This window comes from Longicatena caecimuris, from assembly GCF_004341945.1.
Lineage (GTDB): Bacteria > Bacillota_I > Bacilli_A > Erysipelotrichales > Erysipelotrichaceae > Longicatena > Longicatena caecimuris.
Genome location: NZ_SMBP01000003.1, coordinates 146,776 through 172,633 on the forward strand (window position 1 = coordinate 146,776; position 25,858 = coordinate 172,633).

The 25,858-nt window shown below is 38.8% G+C and carries 29 protein-coding genes; 27 read left to right on the forward strand and 2 right to left on the reverse strand.

Going from position 1 to position 25,858, the window contains the following annotated elements; translation table 11 throughout:
• The first annotated feature begins 6 nt into the window (after positions 1-6).
• The 7 genes from EDD61_RS03080 to EDD61_RS03105 all read left to right on the forward strand — a co-directional run bounded on the left by EDD61_RS03080 (position 7) and on the right by EDD61_RS03105 (position 4,541).
• Complete coding sequence (locus EDD61_RS03080; RefSeq protein ID WP_008688915.1) at positions 7-1,515, forward strand: RnfABCDGE type electron transport complex subunit D; 1,509 nt, start codon at positions 7-9, stop codon at positions 1,513-1,515.
• Between the two features lie 11 nt (positions 1,516-1,526).
• Positions 1,527-2,045: an FMN-binding protein gene (locus tag EDD61_RS03085; protein WP_008978985.1), complete on the forward strand. Its 519-nt coding sequence runs from the start codon at positions 1,527-1,529 to the stop codon at positions 2,043-2,045.
• A 14-nt stretch (positions 2,046-2,059) separates the two neighbouring features.
• Positions 2,060-2,719, forward strand: coding sequence for an electron transport complex subunit RsxE (gene rsxE / locus EDD61_RS03090; protein WP_008688913.1), 660 nt, complete (start codon positions 2,060-2,062; stop codon positions 2,717-2,719).
• 3 nt (positions 2,720-2,722) lie between these two features.
• Positions 2,723-3,304: an electron transport complex protein RnfA gene (locus EDD61_RS03095; protein ID WP_008688912.1), complete on the forward strand. Its 582-nt coding sequence runs from the start codon at positions 2,723-2,725 to the stop codon at positions 3,302-3,304.
• Between the two features lie 3 nt (positions 3,305-3,307).
• Positions 3,308-3,472, forward strand: coding sequence for a hypothetical protein (locus EDD61_RS13720; RefSeq protein ID WP_008978987.1), 165 nt, complete (start codon positions 3,308-3,310; stop codon positions 3,470-3,472).
• Positions 3,473-3,487: 15 nt separating this feature from the next.
• The gene (locus EDD61_RS03100) at positions 3,488-3,796 is read left to right on the forward strand and encodes a (Fe-S)-binding protein (protein ID WP_008688911.1); all 309 of its coding nucleotides are present in this window, start codon (positions 3,488-3,490) and stop codon (positions 3,794-3,796) included.
• Between the two features lie 169 nt (positions 3,797-3,965).
• A complete protein-coding gene (locus EDD61_RS03105; protein WP_008688910.1) occupies positions 3,966-4,541 on the forward strand; it encodes a DNA-3-methyladenine glycosylase I in 576 nt (191 codons plus the stop codon).
• Between the two features lie 72 nt (positions 4,542-4,613).
• On the opposite strand, the gene EDD61_RS03110 is transcribed toward EDD61_RS03105, so the two are convergent.
• Together EDD61_RS03110 and EDD61_RS03115 are read right to left on the reverse strand one after the other, a co-directional pair.
• Entirely contained in the window at positions 4,614-5,108 is a 495-nt protein-coding gene (locus EDD61_RS03110; protein ID WP_034798014.1) for an ECF transporter S component, read from the reverse strand.
• 5 nt (positions 5,109-5,113) lie between these two features.
• A complete protein-coding gene (locus EDD61_RS03115) occupies positions 5,114-5,629 on the reverse strand; it encodes an ECF transporter S component (protein ID WP_008688908.1) in 516 nt (171 codons plus the stop codon).
• Positions 5,630-5,748: 119 nt separating this feature from the next.
• On the opposite strand from EDD61_RS03115, the gene pdxR reads away from it, so the two are divergent.
• The 20 genes from pdxR (at position 5,749) to EDD61_RS03215 (ending at position 25,858) form a co-directional block, all read left to right on the forward strand.
• Positions 5,749-7,116 carry a MocR-like pyridoxine biosynthesis transcription factor PdxR gene (gene pdxR / locus EDD61_RS03120; protein WP_008688905.1) on the forward strand — a complete coding sequence of 456 codons (1,368 nt, stop codon included), beginning with the start codon at positions 5,749-5,751 and terminating at the stop codon, positions 7,114-7,116.
• A 280-nt stretch (positions 7,117-7,396) separates the two neighbouring features.
• Positions 7,397-8,068 carry an MgtC/SapB family protein gene (locus EDD61_RS03125; RefSeq protein WP_008688903.1) on the forward strand — a complete coding sequence of 224 codons (672 nt, stop codon included), beginning with the start codon at positions 7,397-7,399 and terminating at the stop codon, positions 8,066-8,068.
• A 164-nt stretch (positions 8,069-8,232) separates the two neighbouring features.
• The gene (locus EDD61_RS03130) at positions 8,233-9,624 is read left to right on the forward strand and encodes an MATE family efflux transporter (protein ID WP_132223933.1); all 1,392 of its coding nucleotides are present in this window, start codon (positions 8,233-8,235) and stop codon (positions 9,622-9,624) included.
• A 127-nt stretch (positions 9,625-9,751) separates the two neighbouring features.
• A complete protein-coding gene (locus EDD61_RS03135) occupies positions 9,752-10,429 on the forward strand; it encodes a response regulator transcription factor (RefSeq protein ID WP_132223936.1) in 678 nt (225 codons plus the stop codon).
• The gene (locus EDD61_RS03140) at positions 10,426-11,424 is read left to right on the forward strand and encodes a sensor histidine kinase (protein WP_132223939.1); all 999 of its coding nucleotides are present in this window, start codon (positions 10,426-10,428) and stop codon (positions 11,422-11,424) included. Before EDD61_RS03135 ends, EDD61_RS03140 begins: the two co-directional genes overlap by 4 nt.
• Positions 11,425-11,514: 90 nt before the next feature.
• Positions 11,515-12,198: an ABC transporter ATP-binding protein gene (locus EDD61_RS03145; RefSeq protein ID WP_132223942.1), complete on the forward strand. Its 684-nt coding sequence runs from the start codon at positions 11,515-11,517 to the stop codon at positions 12,196-12,198.
• Entirely contained in the window at positions 12,195-14,792 is a 2,598-nt protein-coding gene (locus EDD61_RS03150) for an ABC transporter permease (RefSeq protein WP_132223945.1), read from the forward strand. The genes EDD61_RS03145 and EDD61_RS03150 overlap by 4 nt, the downstream gene beginning before the upstream one ends.
• Before the next feature lie 103 nt (positions 14,793-14,895).
• A complete protein-coding gene (glpK, locus tag EDD61_RS03155; RefSeq protein WP_132223948.1) occupies positions 14,896-16,377 on the forward strand; it encodes a glycerol kinase GlpK in 1,482 nt (493 codons plus the stop codon).
• Between the two features lie 203 nt (positions 16,378-16,580).
• Positions 16,581-17,000: a hypothetical protein gene (locus EDD61_RS03160; RefSeq protein WP_008978998.1), complete on the forward strand. Its 420-nt coding sequence runs from the start codon at positions 16,581-16,583 to the stop codon at positions 16,998-17,000.
• Between the two features lie 190 nt (positions 17,001-17,190).
• On the forward strand, positions 17,191-17,610 hold the full coding sequence (locus tag EDD61_RS03165) for an FMN-binding protein (protein WP_008688893.1): 420 nt from the start codon (positions 17,191-17,193) through the stop codon (positions 17,608-17,610).
• A gap of 465 nt (positions 17,611-18,075) precedes the next feature.
• A complete protein-coding gene (locus EDD61_RS03175; protein ID WP_008688891.1) occupies positions 18,076-18,456 on the forward strand; it encodes a NusG domain II-containing protein in 381 nt (126 codons plus the stop codon).
• Positions 18,456-18,950 carry a Gx transporter family protein gene (locus tag EDD61_RS03180; RefSeq protein WP_017144630.1) on the forward strand — a complete coding sequence of 165 codons (495 nt, stop codon included), beginning with the start codon at positions 18,456-18,458 and terminating at the stop codon, positions 18,948-18,950. Before EDD61_RS03175 ends, EDD61_RS03180 begins: the two co-directional genes overlap by 1 nt.
• Positions 18,951-18,967: 17 nt before the next feature.
• Positions 18,968-19,234 (forward strand): TIGR03905 family TSCPD domain-containing protein, encoded by a 267-nt coding sequence (locus EDD61_RS03185; protein ID WP_008688889.1) that lies wholly within the window; start codon positions 18,968-18,970, stop codon positions 19,232-19,234.
• A gap of 64 nt (positions 19,235-19,298) precedes the next feature.
• Positions 19,299-21,110 (forward strand): ABC transporter ATP-binding protein, encoded by a 1,812-nt coding sequence (locus EDD61_RS03190; protein ID WP_132223951.1) that lies wholly within the window; start codon positions 19,299-19,301, stop codon positions 21,108-21,110.
• Positions 21,079-22,926, forward strand: a complete 1,848-nt coding sequence (locus EDD61_RS03195) for an ABC transporter ATP-binding protein (RefSeq protein WP_008688884.1) — start codon at positions 21,079-21,081, stop codon at positions 22,924-22,926. Before EDD61_RS03190 ends, EDD61_RS03195 begins: the two co-directional genes overlap by 32 nt.
• Positions 22,927-23,239: 313 nt before the next feature.
• On the forward strand, positions 23,240-23,755 hold the full coding sequence (locus EDD61_RS03200; RefSeq protein WP_008688883.1) for a dCTP deaminase/dUTPase family protein: 516 nt from the start codon (positions 23,240-23,242) through the stop codon (positions 23,753-23,755).
• Positions 23,756-23,903: 148 nt separating this feature from the next.
• Entirely contained in the window at positions 23,904-24,137 is a 234-nt protein-coding gene (locus EDD61_RS14030) for a hypothetical protein (protein WP_243642682.1), read from the forward strand.
• A gap of 33 nt (positions 24,138-24,170) precedes the next feature.
• Positions 24,171-24,329: a hypothetical protein gene (locus tag EDD61_RS14035; RefSeq protein WP_243642683.1), complete on the forward strand. Its 159-nt coding sequence runs from the start codon at positions 24,171-24,173 to the stop codon at positions 24,327-24,329.
• 217 nt (positions 24,330-24,546) lie between these two features.
• Entirely contained in the window at positions 24,547-24,876 is a 330-nt protein-coding gene (locus EDD61_RS03210) for a PadR family transcriptional regulator (RefSeq protein WP_008979005.1), read from the forward strand.
• The gene (locus EDD61_RS03215; RefSeq protein ID WP_008688880.1) at positions 24,863-25,858 is read left to right on the forward strand and encodes a DUF1700 domain-containing protein; all 996 of its coding nucleotides are present in this window, start codon (positions 24,863-24,865) and stop codon (positions 25,856-25,858) included. Before EDD61_RS03210 ends, EDD61_RS03215 begins: the two co-directional genes overlap by 14 nt.

Consider the following 25,858-nt stretch of genomic DNA (forward strand, 5'->3'; position numbering starts at 1 on the left):
AAAGAGATGAAATTTACGTTTAACGCATCGCCTAACTTACGTCAGAGTCAGAGTACCAAACAGATCATGTTAGAGTTGATGCTGGGACTGCTGGTTGTCTTCGGCTTTTCCCTAGTTTATTATAACAGTGTTTATGGTATGGAATATGCTTTACAGGCAGTGAAACTAATGGTTGTTTCCTTAGTGGTAGCCTTAGTAACAGAGATTGCCTTTGCATTCTTTACCAAGAAAGATGCTAAGTTTGATTTTGCTTATATCAAGCAATTCTTAGGTTCTTCTTTTGGATGGATCACCGCGATCATTTTGACATTGATGTGTCCGATCAGTATTCGTCCATATGCCTTAGGAGTTTCGACATTTATTGCCATTTTCTTTGGCAAGCTGTTATTCGGCGGCTTCGGTAACAATATTTTTAATCCGGCAGCTTTTGGTAGAGCTATCGTGTTTGCGACTTTCATGGGAGCGACCACGGATGTTGTAACAGGTGCAACACCAACGACATTAATTGCGACCAATTATAACTGGCTTGTTGTTAATCCTGAGATGATTCAGGAAATGATGAGTGAAGTCGGTGGCTTAGGTAAATTATTTACCGGTTGGTATCCTGGGGCCATCGGTGAAACAAGTGCATTGGTTATTTTATTAGTTGGTGTCATTTTGGCAATTCGTAAAGTGATCGACTGGCGTGTACCTGTGGTATATCTGGGAAGTATCTTCCTCTTGACTGCTTGCGTCGCATTGTTGCGTGGGGTAGGTAGTTATGAAGGATTGCCTGGTTTCATTTGGTATCCGTTAGTACATGTGTTAACTGGTGGTGTCGTCTTTGGGGCTATCTTCATGTTGACGGATCCGGTTACTTCACCAACCAGTGCGCAGGGACGTTGTATCTTTGCGTTAGGTGCTGCAATCTTTACGGTATTAATTCGTATTAAGGCGAATTTACCAGAAGGATGTTTATATTCTATCTTATTAATGAACATGTTAACACCAATGATCGAAAAGAGTCTGGAAGGCAAGCAATTGGCTTTACGTAAAAAGGCATGGATCATCAGCGGTGTTGTTGGCGTGGTTGGTTTAGGAAGCGTCTTATTAGCTGGAAATGTCATTGAGGCGAAAGAACCGGCACCTAAGGTATTCTTAAAAACTGAAGATAAAGATGTGAATAAATTTGAAGCTAAGATTACGGCTACCAAAGACAATGGTGATGGCACTGCGACTTATAAGGTGGAAGCACAGGGATATGCGTCTACCGAAGATGCATCAAAATTTAATAAATTTGATATTGTGGTAAACACCAAAGATCATACGATCGTATCTGTGACACCTACAGAGGTAGTTGATACGGAATATGTCGGTGATAAGATTTTAAATGAAGCATTCTTATCACAATTTAAAGAGCAGAAATTAAGTGACAATATAGAAGTAGAAGTTAATGATGCAGTTACAGGAGCTACGTTCTCATCAAAATCAACTGTCCGTGCAGTTGAAGAAGTGCGTAAGGCTCTGGGCTACTAGGAGGTAATCGTATGAAGAAAATTTTACATCTTACGGTATTCCTAGCTCTGATTGCTGCATTAGCCGGAGGAGCTTTAGGATTTGCCAACTCTATGACAGCTCCAGTCATCGCGGAAAATGAACTGAAAGCAGAACGCGATACCTTAAAGGTTATCTATGATGATGTTCCTGACAGTGCGTTCGTTGTTGAAAAAGAAAATGTTTCTAAGACGATTCAGAAAGTCTTTAAAGTAGAAGGAAAAGGATATATCTTCAAAATGAAGGTTACCGGTTATAAAGATGGTACTTCCTTCCTTGTCGCGTTAGATAAGGATGGTAAGGTTGTTGATTATGTGGCTATATCAAACGGCGATACCCAGGGACTGGGAAGCAAGGTTACAGAAAAACCATTCCGTGAAAAACTGCAGGGTGCTGATGCTCTTGGCAGCGAAATTGATGAAGATACCATTACCGGTGCAACCGTTTCAAGTAAACCGGTCATTGAAGGTATTAAGGAAGCAGCCAAATATCAGGCTGACCATTTGAAATAGGAGGTGGATGAAGAATGAATCGTAAAGAAAATTTTACAGCAGGTTTCATCCGTGAAAATCCTGTTTTCTCATTGTATTTAGGTTTATGCTCTACATTAGCTATTACGACAACGTTGAACAATGCCATTGGTATGGGAGTAGCTGTTATTGCCGTATTGATCATGTCCAATGTCATTATTTCCTTGATTCGTAACATTACACCATCAGAAATTCGTATCCCAGTGTATATCGTTATCATCGCGACTTTAGTTAAAGTTATTCAGATGCTGATTAAAGCATATGCACCAAGTCTGGATACCGCACTTGGAGTATTTATTCCACTGATCGTTGTAAACTGTATTATCTTAGGTCGTGCTGAGGCATTTGCCAGCAAGAATAAGGTATTAGATTCTGCGTTAGATGGTTTAGGTATGGGACTTGGCTATACGGTTTCTATCATCATCATGTCTGCCATTCGTCAGATTTTAGCTACAGGTGTGATTTCTTTTGATAACCCATTTAATGCGGCGCAGAATATCTTCACTCTGCGTATCATCCCAGATGATTTTGCCATTTCCATGTTCTCTCAGCCATTTGGGGCTTTCTGTACATTTGCCTGCTTGGCGGCTGGATTGGCAGCTTATAAGGCACATAAAGAGAACAAAGCTAAAAAACTGGAAAAGGAGGCGAAATAATTTATGGATTGGAGTAATTTATTCGTCATGTTCGTAACGTTTGTTTTGATTAACAACGTTGTGCTGAATCAGTTTTTAGGTATGTGCCCATTCATGGGGGTATCCAAAAAAAGCAGTTCAGCTATTGGTATGGGGGCTGCCGTTACTTTCGTTATCGTCGCGGCTTCCTTGGTTACGTATGCGTTATATTACGGCGTATTAGATAAATGTGGTTTACAGTATATGGATTTGATTACCTTCATTCTGGTTATCGCAGCTTTAGTACAGTTGGTTGAAATGATCATTAAGAAGACGAGTCCTTCCTTATACAAGGCATTAGGTGTCTATCTGCCTTTGATTACGACAAACTGTGTCGTATTGAATGTTACCTTAAATAATATTACCAATGGATATAACTTCGCTGAAATGCTGACGTATTCCATTGCCATTCCTTTAGGCTTTACATTGGTATTGTATATTTTCTCTACCATTCGTGAACGTCTGGATGCCTGTGATACACCGCTTTCCTGGAAAGGTAACCCAATTGCCCTGATTGTAGCTGCCATTATGGCTTTGGCTTTCAGTGGCTTGATGGGTCTGGTATAGCATATGGCGAGCGCAGTTATTTACTTAGCTATTTTAGGAGGTATTTATGCATTAGTTTTCTATTTGAATCATAAAACACCGCTTCCTAAAGGCTGTGAAAACTTAAAAGCAGAGTGTGAAGGCTGCCATGATGTAGCCTGCTGCAACAACCCTGCGCATGATAAATAGGAAAGGGGAATAACCATGTTAACAGCTGTTTTAATGATGTTGGTACTTGGTGCAATTCTTGGTTTGGGACTTGGAATCGCAGATAGATTTTTGAGTGTTGAAGTAGATGAGCGCGTAGAAAAGGTCAGCAGCATGTTGCCTAACTACAACTGTGGAAGTTGCGGTTATGCTGGATGTAGTGGTCTTGCCGAGGCTTTGGTAAATGGTGAAATTACTGTGGTTGGTACATGTAAACCATGTAAAGCTGATCAGAAGGCAGCCATTGCAGAATACTTAAACACAACACCAGGACCTGACGGCAATTGTGTCAAGGTGAAACCATAAAGGTAACAATGAGATAATCTATCTTAACAGATAGGTTATCTTTTTTAGACAGCAATGGTGCATGATAGTATTTAAAACATGTGGTTTTATGAGGCTGTTATAAAGATTAAAAAGAGCTTTCCCTTCTTTATGACTTTTGATAAAATGAGAGAAAGAAAGGTGATGCAGATTGGATAAGGAAACCATTCATCGTTGTACGTGGGCAGAAAATGCAGAAGCTATCTATCAAAACTATCATGATAACGAATGGGGCGTTCCCGTTTATGAGGATCAAAAATTATTTGAAATGCTGATATTGGAAGGGTTTCAGGCAGGATTATCGTGGCTTACGATTCTAAAAAAACGCGAACATTTTAGAAAAGCTTTTAATTATTTTGATGTAGCTTGCATAGCTGCTTATGATGAAGATAAAATAACAGAATTGATGCAGAATAAAGGCATTGTGAGAAATCGTCGCAAGATTTGTGCAGCAATTCAAAATGCTAAGGTGTTTTTAGCGATACAGAAAGAATATGGTACGTTTTCAGAGTATTTATGGGGATTTACCAATCATCAGGTACAATACTTGCAAGATAAAGAAATGCCGGTCACAACTCCTTTATCTGATAGCATTTCTAAGGATTTGAAGAAGCGTGGGATGAAGTTTGTCGGCAGCACGATCATCTATTCGTATTTGCAGGCTGTCGGTGTTGTTCATGATCATCACAAAGGATGTTTCTTACATGTGGATGATAGCAATAACTAAAAAAGATGTTCTTTGATTTGCCCCTTGTCAAGTAGACAGGGATAGATCATTCCATAAGAACATCTCTTTTAGTTAGGTATTTATCTGATAGGATTTTAATAGTGGTAAGGTAACCATAACGATGACAATGCCAACGATAGCCTGTATGATATTGCTAGGCACACCGGTGAGTGATAATTGCCAACTATCATTTATAAAAGCATCTGCCATAAAATAGCCTATGACCATCCATACGCCGGCCAATGCATATATACCATAGCGTAAGAGTGGTTTTGTGACCTTGTGAAGCAACAGGGATACCAGTACAGCCTCTATTCCTTTGATAAAAAGTGTGGGAATGAAATAAATACCATAACCTCCGGCAATATCCGCCAAACCACTTCCAATACCACCTATAAGAAAGGCATAAAAAGGATTTAATAAGGATGAAAATAATAAGATAAAACCATCTCCAAGATTGAAATATCCCTGAATACCATTCGGAACTTTTATCAAATAGGTAGCCAGAAAGACCAAAGCGATGCCTAATGCCGCCAATACCAGTTCTTTTACTTTCTTATTATCCATGATCATTACGCTTTCTTTAATTTCCGTTGGCGATAGAATTGGCGCTGTATCAGTGGTAAGGCAACGATGGCAATCACGTAACCGACACCACTCTGTAAAATATTTTCGGCTATGCCACTCAAAGCGATAATCATACTTCCTTTTAAATACCATTTTGCGAAAAAATAACCAATAACCATGATCATACATCCAAGGAAATAAGCAATCCATTTTATTTTGTTACCATACTTTTGGAACAAGTAAGCAACCATACAGCCTTCCAATCCTTTGATTAATAAAGTAGGAATGAAATAATATGCATACCCACCTGCAACATCTGCTAAAGCACTGCCTAATCCACCGATCAAAAAGCCGCCAAGCGGTGAGACAATACTAGAAAATAACAAGATGAATCCATCACCTAAATTAAAATAACCATCAATCCCATTAGGTATCTTAATAAACATCGTGGAAACAAAGACGATGGCCATACCTAATGCATATAATACAATTTGCTGCGTTGTTAATGTTTTTTTGTTCATATAATATACCCCTCTTTCTTACTTGTCAGTATTCTAACAAAAATCTGTCATGATAAAAATAGACAAAAATACATAAAAAATAAAGGTCAGTTCATGTTATACTAAAATGGGTGATATATATGGAAATGCAAACAAGCACATTTGAACGACAAAAAGGAATGGCTTTATATAAACAAATCTATTTGAAATTGCGAAAGGATATTATGCAGGGTTATCTGAAAAAGGGAGATCGTTTGCCTAGCATACGTAGCTGTGAGCAATTGTTTAAAGTATCGAAAACAAGTGTTGAGCGAGCTTATCAATTATTATTAGATGAAGGCTATATCAGTTCCAGACCGCAAGCTGGATATTATGTGGATGTAGATGAAGAACATGTGCGTATGCGATTATCTTTATTACAAAATGTTCAAAGGAATCCCACCTATCGTATACGGTATGACTTTCGTAGTCAAAGCATGGATCATGATGCTTTTGATATGACTTTATGGAAAAAATATCTGAAAGAAGTTTTGGAACTGCATCAGGTGATTACGACATATGGTGATGCCCAAGGCGAAGTTTCACTGCGCGAAGCTTTACAAAAATATGCATATTCTATGCGAGGTGTCTTATGTGATGTGGATGCTATCTTGATCGGTGCCAGTTTTCAATCTTTATTATTTTTGTTATGTGGCTTGCTTGATAAACAGATGATCGTCGGTATGGAGAAGAGTGGCTTTTCCCAGGCTGAAGAAGTATTTAAAAGCTATGGTTTTCCAATTGTGTATTTATCCTTGGAGGAAGATGGGATCTCCATTGCTGAATTGCGTAAGCATCATGTACAGGTATTGTATATAAATGCGGGGTCATTGGGAAAAAATCATCAGCCGTTATCTAAAAAGAATAAGGAGGAGCTATTGCGCTGGGCAAAACAGGCAAACGCATTCATCATTGAGGATGATCATAATGGAGAATTACGTTACGCAACCAAGGTAACAAGTGCAATGCAAGGTTTTGATATGGGAGAGCGTATATTTTATATCGGCTCGTTTTCACGTTTGCTTTTGCCATCGTTACGTATCAGTTATCTGGTTATGACACAAGATATCAAACAGCGTTATATTAGCAGAAAAGACAATTATGCGCCGACGTCCAGTAAAATTGAACAATTGGCATTGGCACGTTATATCACGGATGGTCATTTGGAACGCCATATCAGACGATTAAAAAAAAGGTATGAAAAGAAAAGTCAGCATATGTTTGACTTACTGCATACCTATTTACCAGAGGCTAGTTGTATATTAGAAGAAGCTTCCTTACAATATGTGCTACGCTTTCCTTATGAGTTGAACTATGCAGAAATTCTTGTCGAGGGTGAAAAAAAAGGGATAGCTTTTAATATAAATTCCTGTCAAGAACTTGTGATTTCCTTTGCGGCTATTGCGGAAAAAGATATGGATGAGGGGATCTATCGATTGCGTCAGCTTTTGCATGAGAATGCGATATAGATTTGATTACATGCATATCGTAAAATAGGGGGGGATTGAAGAAGTAAATGCCAAATAAACAAGGAAGGTTTACGAAACAGCGGTGGAACTAGATATAATAAATGAATGTGTAACGTTGTAAGATAACGGTATGGATACAATCATAAGTTTATTATTGACAACTGAATGCATCTATCATAAATTAACTCACGTGTATGCAAATTTATAACAACAAGCGTTCCTTTTTCTATGGAAATAGGTGTATAATATAGTGATAAGATAAGGAAAAGGAGGTATTTCTATGCAGGCATTTTTATGGCAACAAGGCGAATTTCTACTACGTATTTTATTAGCCGGTGTATGTGGGGCGATGATTGGCTATGAACGCAAAAGCCGTAATAAAGAAGCAGGCATTCGTACACATATGATCGTCGCCATGGGAGCCGCTTTGATTATGATTGTATCGAAGTATGGCTTTGGCGATCTGTTAGGAAAAGAAGGCGTTGCTTTAGATCCATCGCGTATCGCGGCACAAATTGTCACCGGGGTAGGCTTTTTAGGTGCCGGGATGATTTTTATGCGTAAAAATACCATTTCCGGACTTACGACTGCAGCTGGCATATGGGCAATCAGTGCTATCGGTATGGCGATTGGAAGTGGCTTATATCTATTGGGAATCCTAACCGCTTTTGTAATCTTGTTAATTCAAATTACGTTGCATTCCAATCATAAATGGCTGCGTGAGACTTATAAAGATGATGTATGCTTTGTGATTGAAAAGGATAAAAAGAATATTGAAGACTTGCAGAAGCGTTTGCAACAACTGCATATGGAAATATTGAATGCTAAGGTCGAGGAGAAGGATGATTGTTATCATGTAGATTTTGTGGTAAATTATCCTAAAAATTATGATGCGGATGTCTTGATGAAGCTGTTTCAGGAAATCAGCTATATCAAAGAACTGGATGTATGATTCCTAGCGTTCATTTGAAATAAATCTTGCCATTTTGCAAAGAGTATAGTAAAATAAGCAAGGTTGTGATGAGAATCATCACATACAAACAAGTTCATAGGTTTTAACAGCCTCCATTTTTCACTGATTTCATGTAACTAAATCAGTCATATGGAGGCTTTTTTATGAGAAAGCAGGTGTTTTATATGCAAGTACAAGAAACTAATAAAATGGGCATACGTCCCGTATTTCCATTATTGATGTCCATGGCCTTTCCACCCATGCTCAGCATGCTGATCCAAGCTTTATATAACATTGTGGATAGTATGTTTGTGGCGCAAATCGGTGAGCATGCCCTTACCGCGGTATCTTTAGCCTTTCCTATCCAGACCCTTATCATTGCCTGTGCAGTAGGTATTGGTGTCGGTGTAAATTCATATATTGCCAGAAAGTTGGGAGAAAAGAAACAGGATGAGGCAAACAGCGCTGTGCTGCATGGCTTGTTACTGGCATTGGTAGGATCGTTGTTGTTTATCCTATTGGGTATTTTTGGAATACCGGCCTTTTTTAAGAAGTTTACAAGCGATGCCTTAATATATGAGGAAGCCTGTGCGTATACATATATTTGTGTCTTCTTTTGTTTTGGCTGTTTCTTCCATATTTGTATTGAAAAGGTATTTCAATCTACCGGAAAGATGATCTTTCCGATGGCGATTCAGGCAATTGGGGCTATTATCAATATTATTTTAGACCCAATTATGATCTTTGGCTGGTTTGGTTTTCCGGCATTGGGCGTTCAAGGGGCAGCGATTGCTACCGTCATTGCCCAGATTACTTCTATGGCAATGTCATTTTTTGTGTTATTAAGCAGAGAACATGATGTCAAAGTCGATGTGAAGCATTTCCATTTCCATATGGATTGTATCAAAAAGATCTTAGCCGTAGGTGTTCCAAATGCGTGCATGAATGCATTAAATAGCTTTTTGGTGATGGGATTAAATACGATATTGGTTAGTTTCTCTAATGCTGCTGTTGCTGTGTTTGGCATTTATTTCAAGCTGCAAACCTTTGTATTCATGCCGGCAAGTGGCTTAACGCAAGGGGCTATGCCATTGATGGGGTACAATTATGGAGCAGGGTATCATCAACGTCTGCATGAAGCGTTGAAATATGCTATTTCAGTGACCGGAATCATCATGCTATGCGGCTGTCTGCTCTTTGAAATCTTCCCAACCCAACTATTAGGTTTGTTTGATGCCAATGCGGAAATGATGAATATCGGTGTTCCTGCCTTACGTATCATCGGTATCAGTTTTATACCGGCAACCTTCGGTTTTATTTTACCAACCTTGTTTCAGGCTATGGGATTAGGCTTACAATCATTGATTATCTTCTTATTGCGTCAATTGATCATCACCTTGCCATTAGCTTTCCTTTTTGCGAATTGGTTTGGTTTATATGGTATTTGGGTATGTTTCATTCTTGCCGAAACTACAGCAGCTATCGTGGCCTACTTGCTCTATCTGCGTATTCGCAAAACGGATCCGATTCTTTCTCGCAATTGGGAAGCGGCATAAGATTGTGACAGTTTCGTCATCCTTTTGTTTCACATAGACGAAAGGATGCTTTTTTTTGTATAATAGAAGAAATGAAAGAACGTTATGTTATCAGTGTCCTACCATCAAGTAGAAAGCAGGGTGTCTTATGAAAATTTTATTTGTTGAAGATGATCAGGCAATTGCCTTAGGTCTAGTGTATTCTTTAGAAAAAGAAGGCTATGAGGTCATACATTGCGTTTCTCAAAAAGCCGCCTTGGGCTTGCTGGAAGCACAAGTATTTGACCTATTATTACTAGATGTCAGTTTGCCGGATGGTGATGGCTATACCATATGTAAACAAGCCAAGCATCTACATGATGTACCTGTTATTTTCTTAACTGCTTTAGATGATGAAGTCAATGTTGTGATGGGCTTAGATCTTGGCGGGGATGATTATGTCACAAAGCCATTTCGCATCAAAGAATTGTTAAGCCGCATAAAGTCAGTTTTACGCCGTTATCAAAAGGATGCTTTAGACATTGTGCAGATACAGCATCTGGAAATCCACATCAGAGAAGGGAAAGTATATCGTAAAGGCAGTGAAGTATTCTTAACAGCGTTGGAATATCGCTTATTGATGGTGTTTGTTAATCATCAGGGACAAGTCTTATCGCGTAGTCAGCTATTGGAAGGCATATGGGATGTCGCCGGTGATTTTGTGAATGATAATACGTTGAGTGTATATATCAAACGTTTACGTGAAAAGTTGGAAAAAGATGCCGCAGAACCGGAAATTATTAAAACAATCAGAGGACGCGGGTATCGGATGGAGAAAGGATCATGAAACTATTACGCAATAAAGAAATACGAAGAAGCGTGTTGAGCTGTGTTTTATACAGCTTATTATTGTATGTTTTAAGCTTACTTTGGAACATTCCAATCTTGCTTCTCTTGTTTTTCCAAGCCGGTGGTTTTCTAGCTATTTTCTTATGGTATCAAAAACAGCGCTATGCACATATCACAGCATTATCCACATATCTGCAGGCAGTATATGAAGGCAATGAGCTGTTGGATATACGCGATTATGAAGAAGGAGAGCTTAGCATATTAAAAAGTGATATTTATAAGATTACCAGTATCTTGAAACAACAAAAGGAATTGCTAGAGAAAGATAAGACATTTCTGGCGGATACCTTAAGTAATATTTCGCATCAGCTAAAGACACCTTTAACCTCAATGATCGTCATGAACGATTTATTAGCACAAGAAGATCTGCCATTGATTAAGCGTAAACAGTTCCAGCAACAGATGCAGCATCAGCTGCAGCGAATCGAATGGCTGATTGCGACCTTACTTAAGCTTTCAAAGATTGATGCGAATGCGATTATCTTTGAACCAGTGGATGTTGTTGCCCATACGTTGCTTGAAGAAAGCATAGAACCACTTTTAATAGGCATGGAGCTAAAAAACATCACTTATACGATAGAGTGTGCAACGGATATTCATTTTGCTGTTGATCGCAATTGGATTAAGGAAGCCATTGTAAATATCGTGAAAAACTGTATGGAGCATACTTCTGAAAACGGTCATATCTGCATCAGCTGCAAGGATACACCTCTTTATACCTTCCTTGTGATCGAGGATGATGGCTGTGGCATTGCTACATGTGATTTAGCGCATATCTTTGAACGGTTTTACAAAGGGGAAAATGCCGGTCAAGACAGTGTGGGCATAGGCTTATCTTTAGCTAAAGCTATTCTTATGCATAATCATGCGACGATTGAAGCAGAAAGTGAAGTAGGAAAAGGCACACAGTTTTTGATTCGTTTTTATAAATAAAAGCAGGCAGTTTCGTGACAGAATTGTAAGACATATTGTCATGAAGCTGTCATTTCTTTCGCTTATACTTAAGCGTAGGAGGAAATACATATGGAATTGTTAAAGGTAGAGCATGTAAGTAAAATTTATGGGGCGAAAGAAACGCAGGTAAAGGCATTGGATGATGTTTCTTTTACGGTAGAAAAAGGAGAATTTGTGGCAATTGTTGGCCCAAGTGGCTCAGGTAAGTCTACGCTGCTGCATATTCTTGGCGGTGTGGATCGTCCGACAAGTGGTCAGGTAATCTTAGATGGTAATGCGATGTATCAGATGGATGAAGATGGATTGGCTATTTTTCGACGTCGTCAGATTGGCCTCATCTATCAGTTTTATAACCTGATTCCGGTATTGAATGTGAAAGAAAATATCACCTTGCCTTTGTTGTTGGATCAGCGAAAAGTAAATGAAGATTACTTTCAGAAATTGGTACAGCAACTCGGTTTGCAGGATCGTTTAAATTATTTGCCCAATCAATTATCAGGAGGACAGCAGCAGCGCGTATCTATCTGCCGTGCCATCATGGCATCACCGGCTGTCGTTTTAGCGGATGAGCCAACAGGAAATCTCGATCGTAAGAACAGCGAAGAAATTGTCGGGTTGTTAAAACAGCTACATCGAGAACAAAAACAGACGCTGATCATGATTACGCATGATGAAAGTATTGCCCTGCAGGCAGATCGCATCTTGCAAATAGAGGATGGTAAGATTGTCAAAGACGAGGTGATACGGCGATGAAGGTAGAATATCGCGTCACTTTGGAAAGCATGCGGCGCAATCGCAGTAGAACTAGAATTACCATCTTCGGAGTTGTGCTTTGTATCGCGATGCTATCCGCAATTGCGACCATGATGACTTCATATCGCAGTGCCATGATCGAAGGTGTAATCGCACGCAATGGCTTTTATCATTATAGCTTTAATGAGATATCTTCATCGGATGTTCAAAGGCTGCAAGCAAATCAAGATGTTGCACAAGTTGTCATTACCTATGCGGATAAAGCACGATATGGAACAAAGGATGACAATGCAGAAATGCAGACTACCATTCAGATAAATGGTGTAAAAGAAAAAGACTTAGCGTTAAAAGGCAATGCATTGATTCAAGGAAGCTATCCTAGCAATGCACATGAAATTTTAGTCAGTGAGCAATTTCTTAAAAAATATGAGAAAGCGATTGGTGATCCTATTACTTTACGCATTGGCGATTATCCAAAGCAGCAATGGCAAACCAAACAGCAACAAGACTATCGCATTAGCGGTGTAATCAAAAGCTGGTGGGATGATGTAGGCTATATGAACACCATTGTGGCCTATGATACACAACAAGAAGCTTTGCATAAGAATAACTTATCCGCCTATCTCTGCTTGGACTCTTTGCGGCATAAAGAGGATAAAATAGCACGCATTCAAAGCCAACTGCATACAGAATATGGTAGCAATACCAATTATGACCTGCTGCAGTTTTATGAAATTACCGATTCAGAGTTTATGAAAACGATGTTGATTGCAGGCAGTATCATGGCCACTTTGATCTTATTAGGCGGAGGCTCTCTGATTTATAATGCATTTGCCATATCATTAAGTGAGAGAACCAGATATTTAGGTATGTTATCCAGCGTTGGAGCGACGCGAAAACAGAAAAAACGCTCAGTACGCTTTGAGGCTTTCGTCATCGGATGTATTGCCTTACCGATTGGTTTATGCTTAGGAATCGGCGGGGATGCTATTGCCTTTCATTTGTTTGACGGCCTCATACGTTCATCCAGTTCTTCTGATCTGGATTTAAAAGTTGTGGTGAACTGGCAGATTCTGTTAATAATCGTTATGTTTACCATTGTACTATTGCTTTTTTCATCCTGGTTACCGGCAAGGAGAGCTTCCCATATTTCGGCAGTTACGGCAATACGTCAGAATAGTGATGTACGCATACGTAAAAAGGATGTTAAAGTAAGCCGTATCACACAAAGATTGTTTGGCTTTGAAGGTACTCTTGCAATGAAAAACATGAAGCGCAATCCTTTCCGTTATCGTGCAACGTTGTTATCGTTTATCATTTGTATGGTTTTATTTCTTAGTGCCATCACCTTGATGGGACTTGTGCAATCCACGATCTTGATGCACATGCAAACCAATGCTGATGTTCGTTTAAGCATTCAAAACAATACGGATGATGAATCGCCTTATCAACCATATGAGGAAGCAGCTCTGGCTTCCTATAAAAACATGCGGTATGCAGACCATGCGACAATCGTATTACACAGTGGTTTAAATGTAAAAGATGGCAGCTATCTTAGCAAAGAAGCAAAAAAGGTGTTACAAAAATATGAAAAAATTGCCGATATTGATACCAATTTTAAAGAAAGCAACCTTTCACACCTTGAAATTTACGGATTACAGGATGAAGAATTAAAAGCGTATTGTAAACAAGTCGGTGTTGATATGAAAAAACTAAAAGCGCATCAAGGGATGATCTTAGTGAATGCTCCACTAAAAGATGCCTATGCGCTAAAACATGTCAATTGGTTTCAAGTGAAAAAAGGCAGTTTATTTCCTGGCAGTTTTCAAAAAAAGGGAGATCCTTATGAAGCCTATGAGGGTAAAGATGCGGATGAAATACCGGAAAGTTTACCGGTACAGACCTTTGAACATCCGGTGTATATTGAAAAGGTGACACAGCAGACACCGACCTTTCTGGAGGCGGCAAATGCATATCCGACAAGCTATTTGATTACGTCCTTTGACACGGTGAATGCATTACATGTCGCGCTTGATAAAAAAGATGGGGTGATATTGGATTTCTGTGAAATTTTTTATCAAAGCACGCATCCAAATGAATTACAAGATGAGCTAATCAAACAGCAAACAATGAATATGTCTGTAAAAAATATAGCTAAAGAGAATGAAAAAACAAAAAGTTTGAACTTGTTGGTATCCTTGTTTCTTTATGGTTTTGTCGGCTTATTGATCTTAATTTCCATCACTAATATTATGAATACGATCGCGACTAGCATGCAGCTGCGTAAAAGAGAATTTGCAATGCTAAAATCAATAGGTGTTACGAAAAAACAATTTCATCGCATGATTGGTTATGAAAGTATTTTCTATGGGATCAAGACCTGTTTGTATGGTCTGCCAATTGCGTTTATAATCATGGTTGTCTTATCGAAAACTTTTTCTCTAAGTTTTGAGAATAAGCTATATATCCCATGGCTAGGTGTCGCAATAACCATTTTGGCGTTATTCCTTTTATTGACGATGATCATGCTTTTCTCTATCCATCGTGGTGAAAAAGATAATATCATCGAAACGATACGGCAGGAAAGTATCTAAACTTACAAAAGCGGTTTTTTGATTAGATCGCTTTTTATAATCAGGAATGGAAAACGGTTACATGCAATGCTATAATAAAGGTACGAATGCAGGAGGCAAGGTTATGCAAAATTATATTATGGCAATTGACCAAGGAACAACCAGTACCAGAGCCATCCTTTTTGATCAGCAAAGCAATATCATTGGAATTGCTCAAAAGGAATTGGAAAATTACTATCCTCATCCTGGTTGGGTAGAACAGAATGCGAATGATATTTGGGCAAGTACGGTAGGGGTCATGTTTGAGGTATTGGCAAAAACAGGTATCAAAGATACGCAAATTGCGGCAATCGGTATCACAAATCAAAGAGAAACAACCGTTGTCTGGGATAAGGAAAGCGGACAGCCCATCTATTTTGCCATTGTATGGCAATCTCGGCAAAGCGATTCCTATTGTGAAGCATTCAAAGCCCAAGGCTTAGAAGAAATGATCAAGGAAAAGACGGGATTATTATTAGATCCGTATTTTTCTGCCAGTAAGATTCGTTTTATCTTAGATCATGTTGCGGGGGCTCAGGAAAGGGCAGAACGTGGTGAACTGCTGTTTGGGACGATGGATACATGGTTGTTGTGGAAACTGAGCCAAGGGGCAAAGCATATGAGTGATGTGTCGAATGCATCACGAACGATGTTAATGAATTTAAAAACTTTGGATTATGATGAAGAATTGTTAAAACTGTGGAACATTCCAAGATGCATGTTACCGGAAATTCATGATACCAGTGAAGTCTATAGCTATACCAGTGGATTGTTTGATCATCCGATTCCGATTGCGGCTTTGGTTGGCGATCAGCAGGCAGCTTTGTTTGGTCAGACTTGTTTTGATGCGGGTAATGTGAAGAATACGTATGGTACCGGATGTTTCCTGCTTATGAATACGAAGGAGAAAATTATCCACTCTCAACATGGCCTGTTAACATGTGTAGGCTGGCGTATTAAGGGGCAAACCGCTTATGTTTTAGAAGGTAGCGTGTTTGTGGCCGGAGCTGCTATTCAGTGGCTAAGAGATGGTTTGGCTATCATTTCCAGCAGCAGTGAAAGTGAAAGCAGAGCCAAGCAAGTAAATGATTGTGATGGTGTTTATGTAGTGCCTTCCTTTACCGGGTTAGGTGCGCCTTATTGGAAGCCACAGGTAAAAGGGGGCATCTTAGGATTAACCAGAGGCACAAAGCAAGAGCATATCATACGTGCTACCATAGAATCTTTAGCTTATCAAACCAGTGATGTCGTATTTGCTATGCAAGAGGACAGTGGTTTAGCCATTAAAAAGATGCAGGTAGATGGCGGTGCTAGTCGTAATGATTTCCTCTTACAATTTCAAAGTGATATTCTAAATACGCAAGTAATTCGTTCAACCATCAGTGAAACGACCGCATTAGGAGCGGCTTATCTGGCAGGTTTAGCCGTCGGTGTTTGGAAACATCAGGATGATATCCGTAAGCAATTTCAAGTTGCCAGCATTTTTGAACCGATGATGGAGGAAGAAAACCGCATTGCTCATTTAAACGGCTGGAAGCGAGCAATCCATGCGATTATGGAGTTTTAAATAACTGCGGCAAGCAATTTGCAAAAGATAAAATCACAGGGTCATCACGACATACAAGAAAATGGTAATTTTTGCTTGTGAAAATGTTAGTAAATCAATTGACGTATATCCTTACCTTTGTTAAAATATCTTTGGTAAAGAGGGAATATTTCTTCTAAGTCGTAATGAACGATTTACCAGAAAGAGAAAAGGAGATAATGAACATGAAAAAACTGACAGTATTACTGGCAGCATTGTTTATGCTGACGGCGTGCGGTAGCAGCGAAGAAGCAAAAACGGGATCTGCCGAAACAGCAAAAGATGCCAAAGGTGATTATGCAAGTGCTAAAATCACAGTAAAAGGCGATGCAGTTGAGTCTATTACATTAGATGAGACAAAGGATGGCAAATCAAAAAAAGAGCTTGGTGCTAACTACAACATGAAGCCACACAGCAAAATCAAAAAAGAATGGAATAAACAGGTAGAATTCTTGGAAAAGTACATTGTTAAAAACGGTATCGATAAGGTCGAATTAACAGATCAAGGCTACCCTAAAAATGACGATGTATTGGCAGGATGCACCATCAACATCACAAATCTGATGCAAGCAGCTAAAGATGCAGAAGCTGCAGCAAAGAAATAAACAACCGACAGATAGTACAGTTCTCATAAAACTGGACTATCTGTTTTTTTAACGAATTCATAATGTTATCTTTAAGCGTAAACTAAAACAATGCCTAGGTTTATAGTTTTATGGTAGTAGCGCATATGGCAGGATGTATGGTTGCACAAAAAGCGGTAACACTAAAATTAAGCAGAAAGGATGCGAAAGAATGAAAAAAATAACAGTGTTACTGCTTGGTGTATGCATGCTGTTGAGCGGTTGTGCCAAAAGCGAGCAGAAAGAGGGAACAGGAACTTATACAAATGCAAACGGGGAAACGACAACGGCTAAAGTAACTTTAAAAGATGGTAAAATCAGTAAGGTTTCCATTGATGAAACCGCGAAAGACAAAGACAAGACAAAAAAAGAACTTGGCGCTGACTATCATATGAAAACAGCAAGCGGTATTGGCAAAGAATGGAATGAACAAGTGAAATTCTTTGAAAACTACGTAGCTAAACATGGTATTGAAAAGTTGGAATTAAAAGATAATGGAAAAGCAGCTAACGCAGATGTTATCAGCGGCTGCACCATTAGTGTTGAAGGGTTTGTAAAAGCAATCGCCGATGCTAAGGCAAATGCTAAATAAAAAGTGATGCTCCTATATTCGTATAGGGCATCACTTTTTTCAAGCATGGAAGTTTATTTCTTATTGATTCTGGCATTCGCAATAACGATGACATCGCCCGAATTTAAAGTTACTGTTTCACTATTTAGATTATATTCCCGGCATAAGGATAGTCATTAAAATAAGAGTTTTCATACACGTAATAGGAAGCTGTGTCTTTATATTCATTACTGGATGGTTTTAATTTATTGAATATGTGATAAAGGAATTCAATAAAAGGAATTTCATAGGATGATTTGATATATAATAAGTGATTTTCTTTTTTATCCATGTTCTACCTACATATTCTGCATCATTTTTAAGCGTTATTTAGAATGGTACTGTCTATTAAGGGCAATCTATACGATGATAATCATAAACAGCTGTACAAAAAGCGATTGCAAATGTGAAATCTTATGAGTATAATATAAAATAATGGAGGAATTTATGAACAAAGCAGATAAGATATTTATTGGACTCATCGTAGTAATTTCATGCTTGTTGTATGTCCCTTCGTTATGGTATGCCTATCAGAATCAAGGCAGCGTGAAAGAAGTCGTCGTCAGTTATAAAGATAAAGTGGTATTACAAAAACGTTTGTCATTAGATCATGTATATGAAGTAAAAGGTACATTAGGACCTGTAAAGGTAGAAGTAAAGGATGAAAAAGTGCGGGTGGAAAAAGAAACATCCCCTTATCATCTTTGTTCTATCCAAGGATGGGTGGATGACGTTAATCGTCCAATCGTCTGTCTGCCGAATAATATTGTTGTAGAGATACGTTCTGCATCTGATGAGGAAGCAGACATAGATACGGTGATTCAATGATGAGCAAAACTAAGAAAATGACGACTATTACCATGTTGATTGCTATCAGCATCTTATTTCACATGATTGAATCGATGATACCCATTCCTGTTCCTATTCCAGGTTTTAAGCTGGGCTTAGCGAATATCGTTGGTTTGATAGCCTTGTACTTGTTTGATGAAAAAGTCATGTTGGAAGTAAATCTGATGCGTGTTTTATTGGCATCTTTATTGCGAGGTGTGCTATTTGGGACAGGTTTTTGGTTGTCCCTGTGTGGAACGTTATTAAGCTGTGTTGCATGCATTATCGCAAAGCGGTATACACCGATGAGCATTTATGGTGTCAGTGTCGCCGGCAGTAGTTTTCATGCTATTGGACAAGTCATCGCGATTACGTATATATATCAGCAATTTTTTATGCAGGCCATTCTGCCTGTCTTAATTTTGCTTGGTATACCAACCGGCTTATGTATGGCATTGCTTGCTAATCAAGTGTTAATACGATTACAAAGGTAAAAAAGGAGGACATAAAGATGGAAACATTTGTATATAGACCAAAGGGAGTATGCTCACAGCAAATGACATTTACCATGGATGGCGATATTATTCGTGACGTTAAGATCGTTGGTGGCTGTGCCGGCAATTTACTGGGAATTTCCCGCATTTTGAAAGATAAAAAGATCAGTGAAGTTATGGAGGCTTTCCATGGAGTGCGCTGTGGCATGAAGGCGACCTCATGTCCAGATCAGATTGCGACGGCTTTGCAGGCATATGCAAAGCAGCACAATATGGATATTTAACAAGAAACCTTTAACCATGACAGGCACATGACGCCTGTTTTTTTGTACACGAAGGGGTGAGAAAATGAAAACTATAAAATTTTTATGGACGTATATGCGTCCTTATCGTTATCAACTATTGTTATTGGTAGTGGATGTGGCATTGTATGCATTGTGTATGTTGCTAGCACCTTTGCTAATATCCTTTGTAGTAGATAATGTGATTCAGGGAGTACCATTTGACAATGCGTTTCTGCAAAATCTAGTTGATGCTTATGGGGGTATGCAGGTGTTGCAGGATAATTTATGGATTTGGTCTTGTATGATCGTGGCAGCTTACATCATTGTTGCGCTTGCCATCAATCGACGCAGTTTGCATAGTGGCAACGTGGCAGAAACACTGGCTTTAAATATTCGTAACGCCATGTATGATCATTTGCAAAAACTGCCTTTTGCCTATCATAAAAGCCGTGACAGCGGTGACTTGATACAGCGCAGCACTTCTGATATTGAAACCATTCGCCGCTTTTTTGCGACCCAGCTATCCGAGATGTTGTTTGCTATTTTAAATGCGACCATTGCTGCGTTGATCTTATTTCGCCGCAGTGTAAAACTAACCTTATTGTCGATTTGTTTAATTCCTTTTATTCTGTTAGCCAGTTATATCTTCTTTTCAAAAGCTAAGAAGATCTTTTTAGAGTGTGATTTGGCGGAAAGTACAATGACGACAGTATTGCAGGAAAATCTCAATGGTGTTCGTGTTGTAAAAGCATTTCATCAGGAAAAACGAGAGATTGCTAAATTTTCATCCAGCAATGAAGCATTCGCCAAAAAATATTTTGATTTGATGCATGCACTTGCATTATTTTGGAGCAGTACCGATTTGTTAGGACAGCTGCAGATCCTTTTGATGATTGCTGGAGGTATCTTCATGGCTTTGCAAGGAGAAATCACGACCGGTACGTTCTTTGTCTTTTTAATGTATGAATCTACCATTGTTTGGCCACTTCGACAGCTTGGACGTATCTTATCTGATTTAGGTAAGGTGAGTGTTTCTGTGAAACGTGTGCAGGAAGTATTGGAGGAGCCATGTGAAGATCTTGTCAGTGGTTATACGCCCGAAATTCATGGTAACATTCAATTTGAGCATGTAAGCTTTCGCTATGCAGATGGCGCGCAGGATACCTTAAAGGATATCAGTTTTACAATACCAAAAGGCAGTCGGGTTGCCATCATGGGACCTACGGGAAGCGGTAAATCTTCCTTGGTGCAGCTATTAAGTGGTATCTATGCATACCATGAAGGAAGCATTCGCATTGATGGTGTGGAATTAAGGGAAATTTCTAAGAACTGGCTGCGTCGTCATGTTCAGATTGTTTTACAGGAGCCATTCTTGTTTTCCAAAACAATCTATGAAAATATTCATGTGGCATCAGAAAAAGCAAGCCACAGTGATGTGCATAAGGCTGCCAGTATGGCAAGTATCCATAAGGATATCGAACAGTTTGATGAAGGCTATGAAACCATGGTAGGGGAAAAAGGTGTTACCTTATCCGGGGGACAGAAACAACGTGTTGCCATTGCCCGCTGCTTGTTGGCAAAAAGTCCCATCATCATCCTCGATGATTCGCTTTCTGCTTTGGATACACAAACCGATCGCATGATTCAAGAAGCTCTGGATGATTATCAGCAGGAACTCACTATGCTGATGATTACCCATCGTATTTCTTCTGCAAAAAAAGCAGATTTCATCATTGTGTTGGAGGATGGTCAAATCACACAGCAGGGAACGCATGCCCAACTCATCCAACAAGAAGGTCTTTATAAACGTATTTATGAATTGCAAAATGAAGGAGGTGAAAGCGATGGAGATGAAAGAACAAGAATTCAAAAGTGATGTGTTTGATGCGCATACATGGAAATATGTGTTTCAGCTCTTATGGAAGCATAAAAAACATTTAGTTTTCTTAATCCTATTTAATATCGCCTTGGCTATCAGCGATGTCATCATGCCCATGTTAAATCGTCATGCCATCAATACGTATGTCGATGATGCACATAGTGCCGCAGGTTTAGGCAATTTTATAGCAATCTATGCCGCCATGATCATCCTGCAATGTCTGTTAGTTTATCTCTTCTTTCGATTTGCGGCAAGAGTTGAAAGTGATTATGGAAAGCAGTTGCGCCTGCTTTGTTTTGAAAAGCTGCAAAACCAAACCTTTTCTTATTTTGATAAAACAGCCAATGGCTGGCTGATGGCAAGAATTACTTCCGATACGGCCCGTTTGGCTGAAACGTTAGCTTGGGCTTTTGTCGATGTGGTATGGGGCATTTTTGTGATGATTGGTATTAGTATCGTCATGCTGATCGTGAATTGGCAAATGGCCTTAGCGGTATTGATCATGGTGCCGCTATTATGGCTAATATCACTATATTTTCAAAGAAGGATATTAAAGGCACAGCGATTGTCTAGAAAAGCGAATTCCAAGATAACAGCCGCTTTTGCCGAAGGCATTAACGGTGCGCAGACAACGAAGACCTTGGCAATTGAAGAACAGAACTTTCGCGAATTTCAAACAAAGACAGCGGATATGAAACGTTACAGCATGTCTGCCTTGCGTATCAATGCTATCTTTCAACCTGTCGTATATTTATGCAGTGCTTTAGTGATCGCTATGCTGCTTTATATCGGTGGACAGCAAGTTTTATTGCATACGATTCAGTTTGGTACCTTAGCGATGTTTATCAATTATGCTCAATTATTTTTTGATCCGTTGAAACAAATTGCCAGAGTCTTGGCAGAAATTCAAATGGCACAAGCCAGTGCGGAACGTGTCGTTGCCTTGTTAGAAGAACCAATTGCGATACAGGATAAAGAAAGCGTCAGAAAGATTTATGGAACGTTGTTGGATGAGCATAAAGAAGCGTATGAACCATTGTTAGGAGATGTAGCTTTTCATCATGTGAGTTTTGCTTATCTTCCAAATGAGCCCATCTTAAAGGACTTTAATTTAGAGGTAAAACAAGGGCAGATGGTAGCCCTTGTCGGGGAAACCGGTTCGGGGAAAAGTACGATTGTGAATTTGCTTTGTCGTTTTTATGAACCGAAAGAAGGCTATATTGCTATTGATGGTCATGATTATCGCGACCGCAGCGTTGGCTGGCTGCATTCTCATATCGGATATGTGCTGCAGACACCGAATTTATTCTCAGGAACGATTGCCGATAATATTCGCTATGGCCGACCGGAAGCAAGCGATGCCGAAGTGATTGCTGTTGCAAAACAAATCCATGCCCATGAATTTATCATGAAGATGGAAAAAGGCTATGAAAGTCAGGTGGGGGAAGGCGGCGATTTATTATCGACCGGACAAAAGCAATTGATTAGTTTTGCCAGAGCTATTTTGGCTAATCCAAGTATTGTTATTCTTGATGAAGCCACTAGTTCTATTGACACAGAAAGTGAAAAAGCTATCCAACATGCGATTACAAAGCTATTAGAAAAGCGCACCAGTTTTGTTGTTGCCCATCGTTTATCGACCATTGTGCATGCGGACATCATTGTTGTCTTGTCCCATGGTCGCATTATTGAGCAGGGCACCCATGCGGAATTGATGGCACTGCGAGGGCACTATCATAAACTATATACTGTTCAATACCAAGAAGAGAAAGAGCGTGTATTGCTTCATAGAGAGGATGGCTTGGCTACCTAAAATATAAAAGTCGTTGCTGTTTTGTAGCAGAAACGACTTTTTTGCGTGAAGTATTATAACGATCAAAGGATTTAAAGATAGCGCTTGCCTCTCATTATCCTTGATTATGAAAGCACATGGATTGCGGTGAAAGCTACAAAAGAAGCCAATATCCATGAGGAAGCAAATGATTATTTTGAATTTTTGAATCATATAGTATCATAAAATTGTATCATTTTGCGTTATCAAACAAGGCGCTAGAATGCTTTTTTGACTGACAGCAAGCGCAAGGTATGTTATAATTTAAGACGTAAAAATATGAGGTGAGAGGACTATGCAAAGAATTGCGAAATTTCATAAAGTAAGCTTTCAACAATTTGAAAAGGACTGGAAAGACACCTTTGCTGGCAGTAACAGTGTTGAAATTCAGAATATCTATGACACGTTAAGGCTGCCACAACGAGCAACAGCAGGTTCTGCCGGCTATGATTTTTATGCTCCTATCAGTTTCACCCTACATCCTAGGGAAACGATTAAGATTCCAACAGGAATACGTGCTGAAATGCAGGAAGGATGGGTTTTATCTTTATATCCAAGAAGTTCGCTGGGGTTTAAATATCGTCTGCAATTAAACAATACCGTTGGTATCGTAGATAGCGATTATTTTTATTCAGATAATGAAGGACATATTTTCGCGAAAATAACCAATGATGCTAAGGAAGATAAAACCTTGTATATGAAACAAGGAGAAGGATTTTTACAGGGAATCTTCTTGCCATTTGGTATTACAGAGGATGATGAGGTCGCAGCAAAACGTAATGGAGGCTTTGGTAGTACCAATACACAATAAGCAGCAGGTAAGCATATCTGTTGTTTTTTTATTGAATATGGTAGTTTAGGTATAAAAAAGGCTAGACTTGTATTACAAGATGAAAAAAGGTAAAATTATTTTAGGCAAATACCGCAACATTAATTTTTACATAAGAAGCAGAAAGGCAGTGCAGTATGAGAAACCTCATGAAGATACTGCTTTAACGATGGTGATAGCAGGTTTAACGAGTAGAACGGATATCACGCCGTATACGGTTGCCCAGTATGCCCAAAAACATCATTATTATGTGAATGGCATTGGCAGTAGTTGGGATTTGATTAGTGAAGGCGGTAGTGCTTTTGGAGTGAAGGCACATGTTATGGGTACGGATAAAGGTAGTATTTATTTACGTTTAAGATAAGGATATCCTATTAACTGTAGTATGGGAAAAGGTGTGTTCACAACAAATGGGCATTACATTGTGTTAAGCGGTATTGAAAAAGGAAAAATCAAAGTAAAGGATCCTAACAGCATTATTCGCAGCAATGTCCTTTGGGATTTTGAAACTTTTGATGATCAAATAGAAGCATGCTGGTATTTTAGTAAAAAGTAAAGTTCTTAGAAAATTGTAACGATTTTACTCAATCACAGACAAATAGGAAGTTTAAAATCATCCATCAATGATTTCTTACTTCCTTTTTTTCTTTTTAAATATGTGTACTCACTATTGTCATAGTTCTTTGCTTATAGGTAATACTTAGTATTAAATTAAATTTAGTATTTGACAATACCAAGTAGTAGGTATATCATAATAGTAGGAGGTGATGCCAGTGAACACCCAGTTTAAGAAAGGGGTATTGGAACTGATCGTCTTATTGTCGGTTTATAAAAAAGACATGTATGGCTATGAATTGGTATCTGAGGTCAGCAAGGTAATAGATGTTAATGAAGGAACAATCTATCCTTTGTTAAAACGTTTGACCAATGAACATTACTTTGAAACATATCTGGTAGAATCGAGCGAAGGACCTCCGCGCAAATATTATCGCATCACAAGCTTAGGAAAAGAACGTGGAAGATTATTGCTTAAAGAGTGGAATGCCTTCCATGAAACCGTGAATAACTTTATTAAGGAGAGTGAAACGTATGACGAAAGATGAGTTTCTTCGCATTTTAGACCGTAAACTACAGGTCATTAATGAACGCGAACGCAGAGATATCATAGATGAATATCGCACGCATATTGAAATGAAGGTACAGGAAGGGAAAACGGAAGCTGAGGCAATTGAAGATTTTGGGGATATTGATGAATTGGTGAATGAAATTCTGGATGCTTATAAAATCAATACCAAACAAGTGAATAACAGTTTTGATCATAAGTTTAACAGCTTTATGGATGATTTGTTTGAAGGCTTCCAACGTTTCTTAGGATCATTTACATCCTTAGATGTTGAAGATGTTGTGCGTTTGGTTTTTGAAATATTAACGATTTTAATTTTATTGCTTATTTTACGTATTCCGTTTGCGTTGGTATCAAGTTTAGGTTATGAACTCTTACATTCATTGATCGGCTTTGGAATAGGTAATGTATTAGCACATATTTGGGAATTGATCATCAGTATTGCTTATATTGTACTGTTTATTGTTGTTTTCGTTAATCTGATTGGCAAACGTGTACAACGTTACCGTCAAAAAAATCCTAATAGTAAATCAGTCTTTGATGATTTTAAAGATAGTGTGCATAAAATGAATCGCTCACATGCCCAAGACACCATCTATGATGAAACAAAAGATGCTAGTTATCAGAAAGAACAGTATCAAGAACATCCTTATCAGAAACAAGAGGACAAAGAACAAGCTGAATTTGAACAAGATCAATATCAATCCGTTCATCGGGAAAGTGATAGTATAGGTGAAGGCGTTGGCAGTCTGGTTTCTGTGCTTATGAAAATTTTCTTCTGTTTGATGATGATACCAGTCATCGGTATCATGGTGGGATTATGTTGTGCCCTTGGCGCAATGGTCATCTTAAGTTTAGAAGGACTGACCTTGTTTGGCGCTTACTTCATCGTTATCGGTGGTATTATTTTAGTAAGTGCCTTCCTTACTGCCATGTATCGTGTATTATGGAAAAGGGGGTAA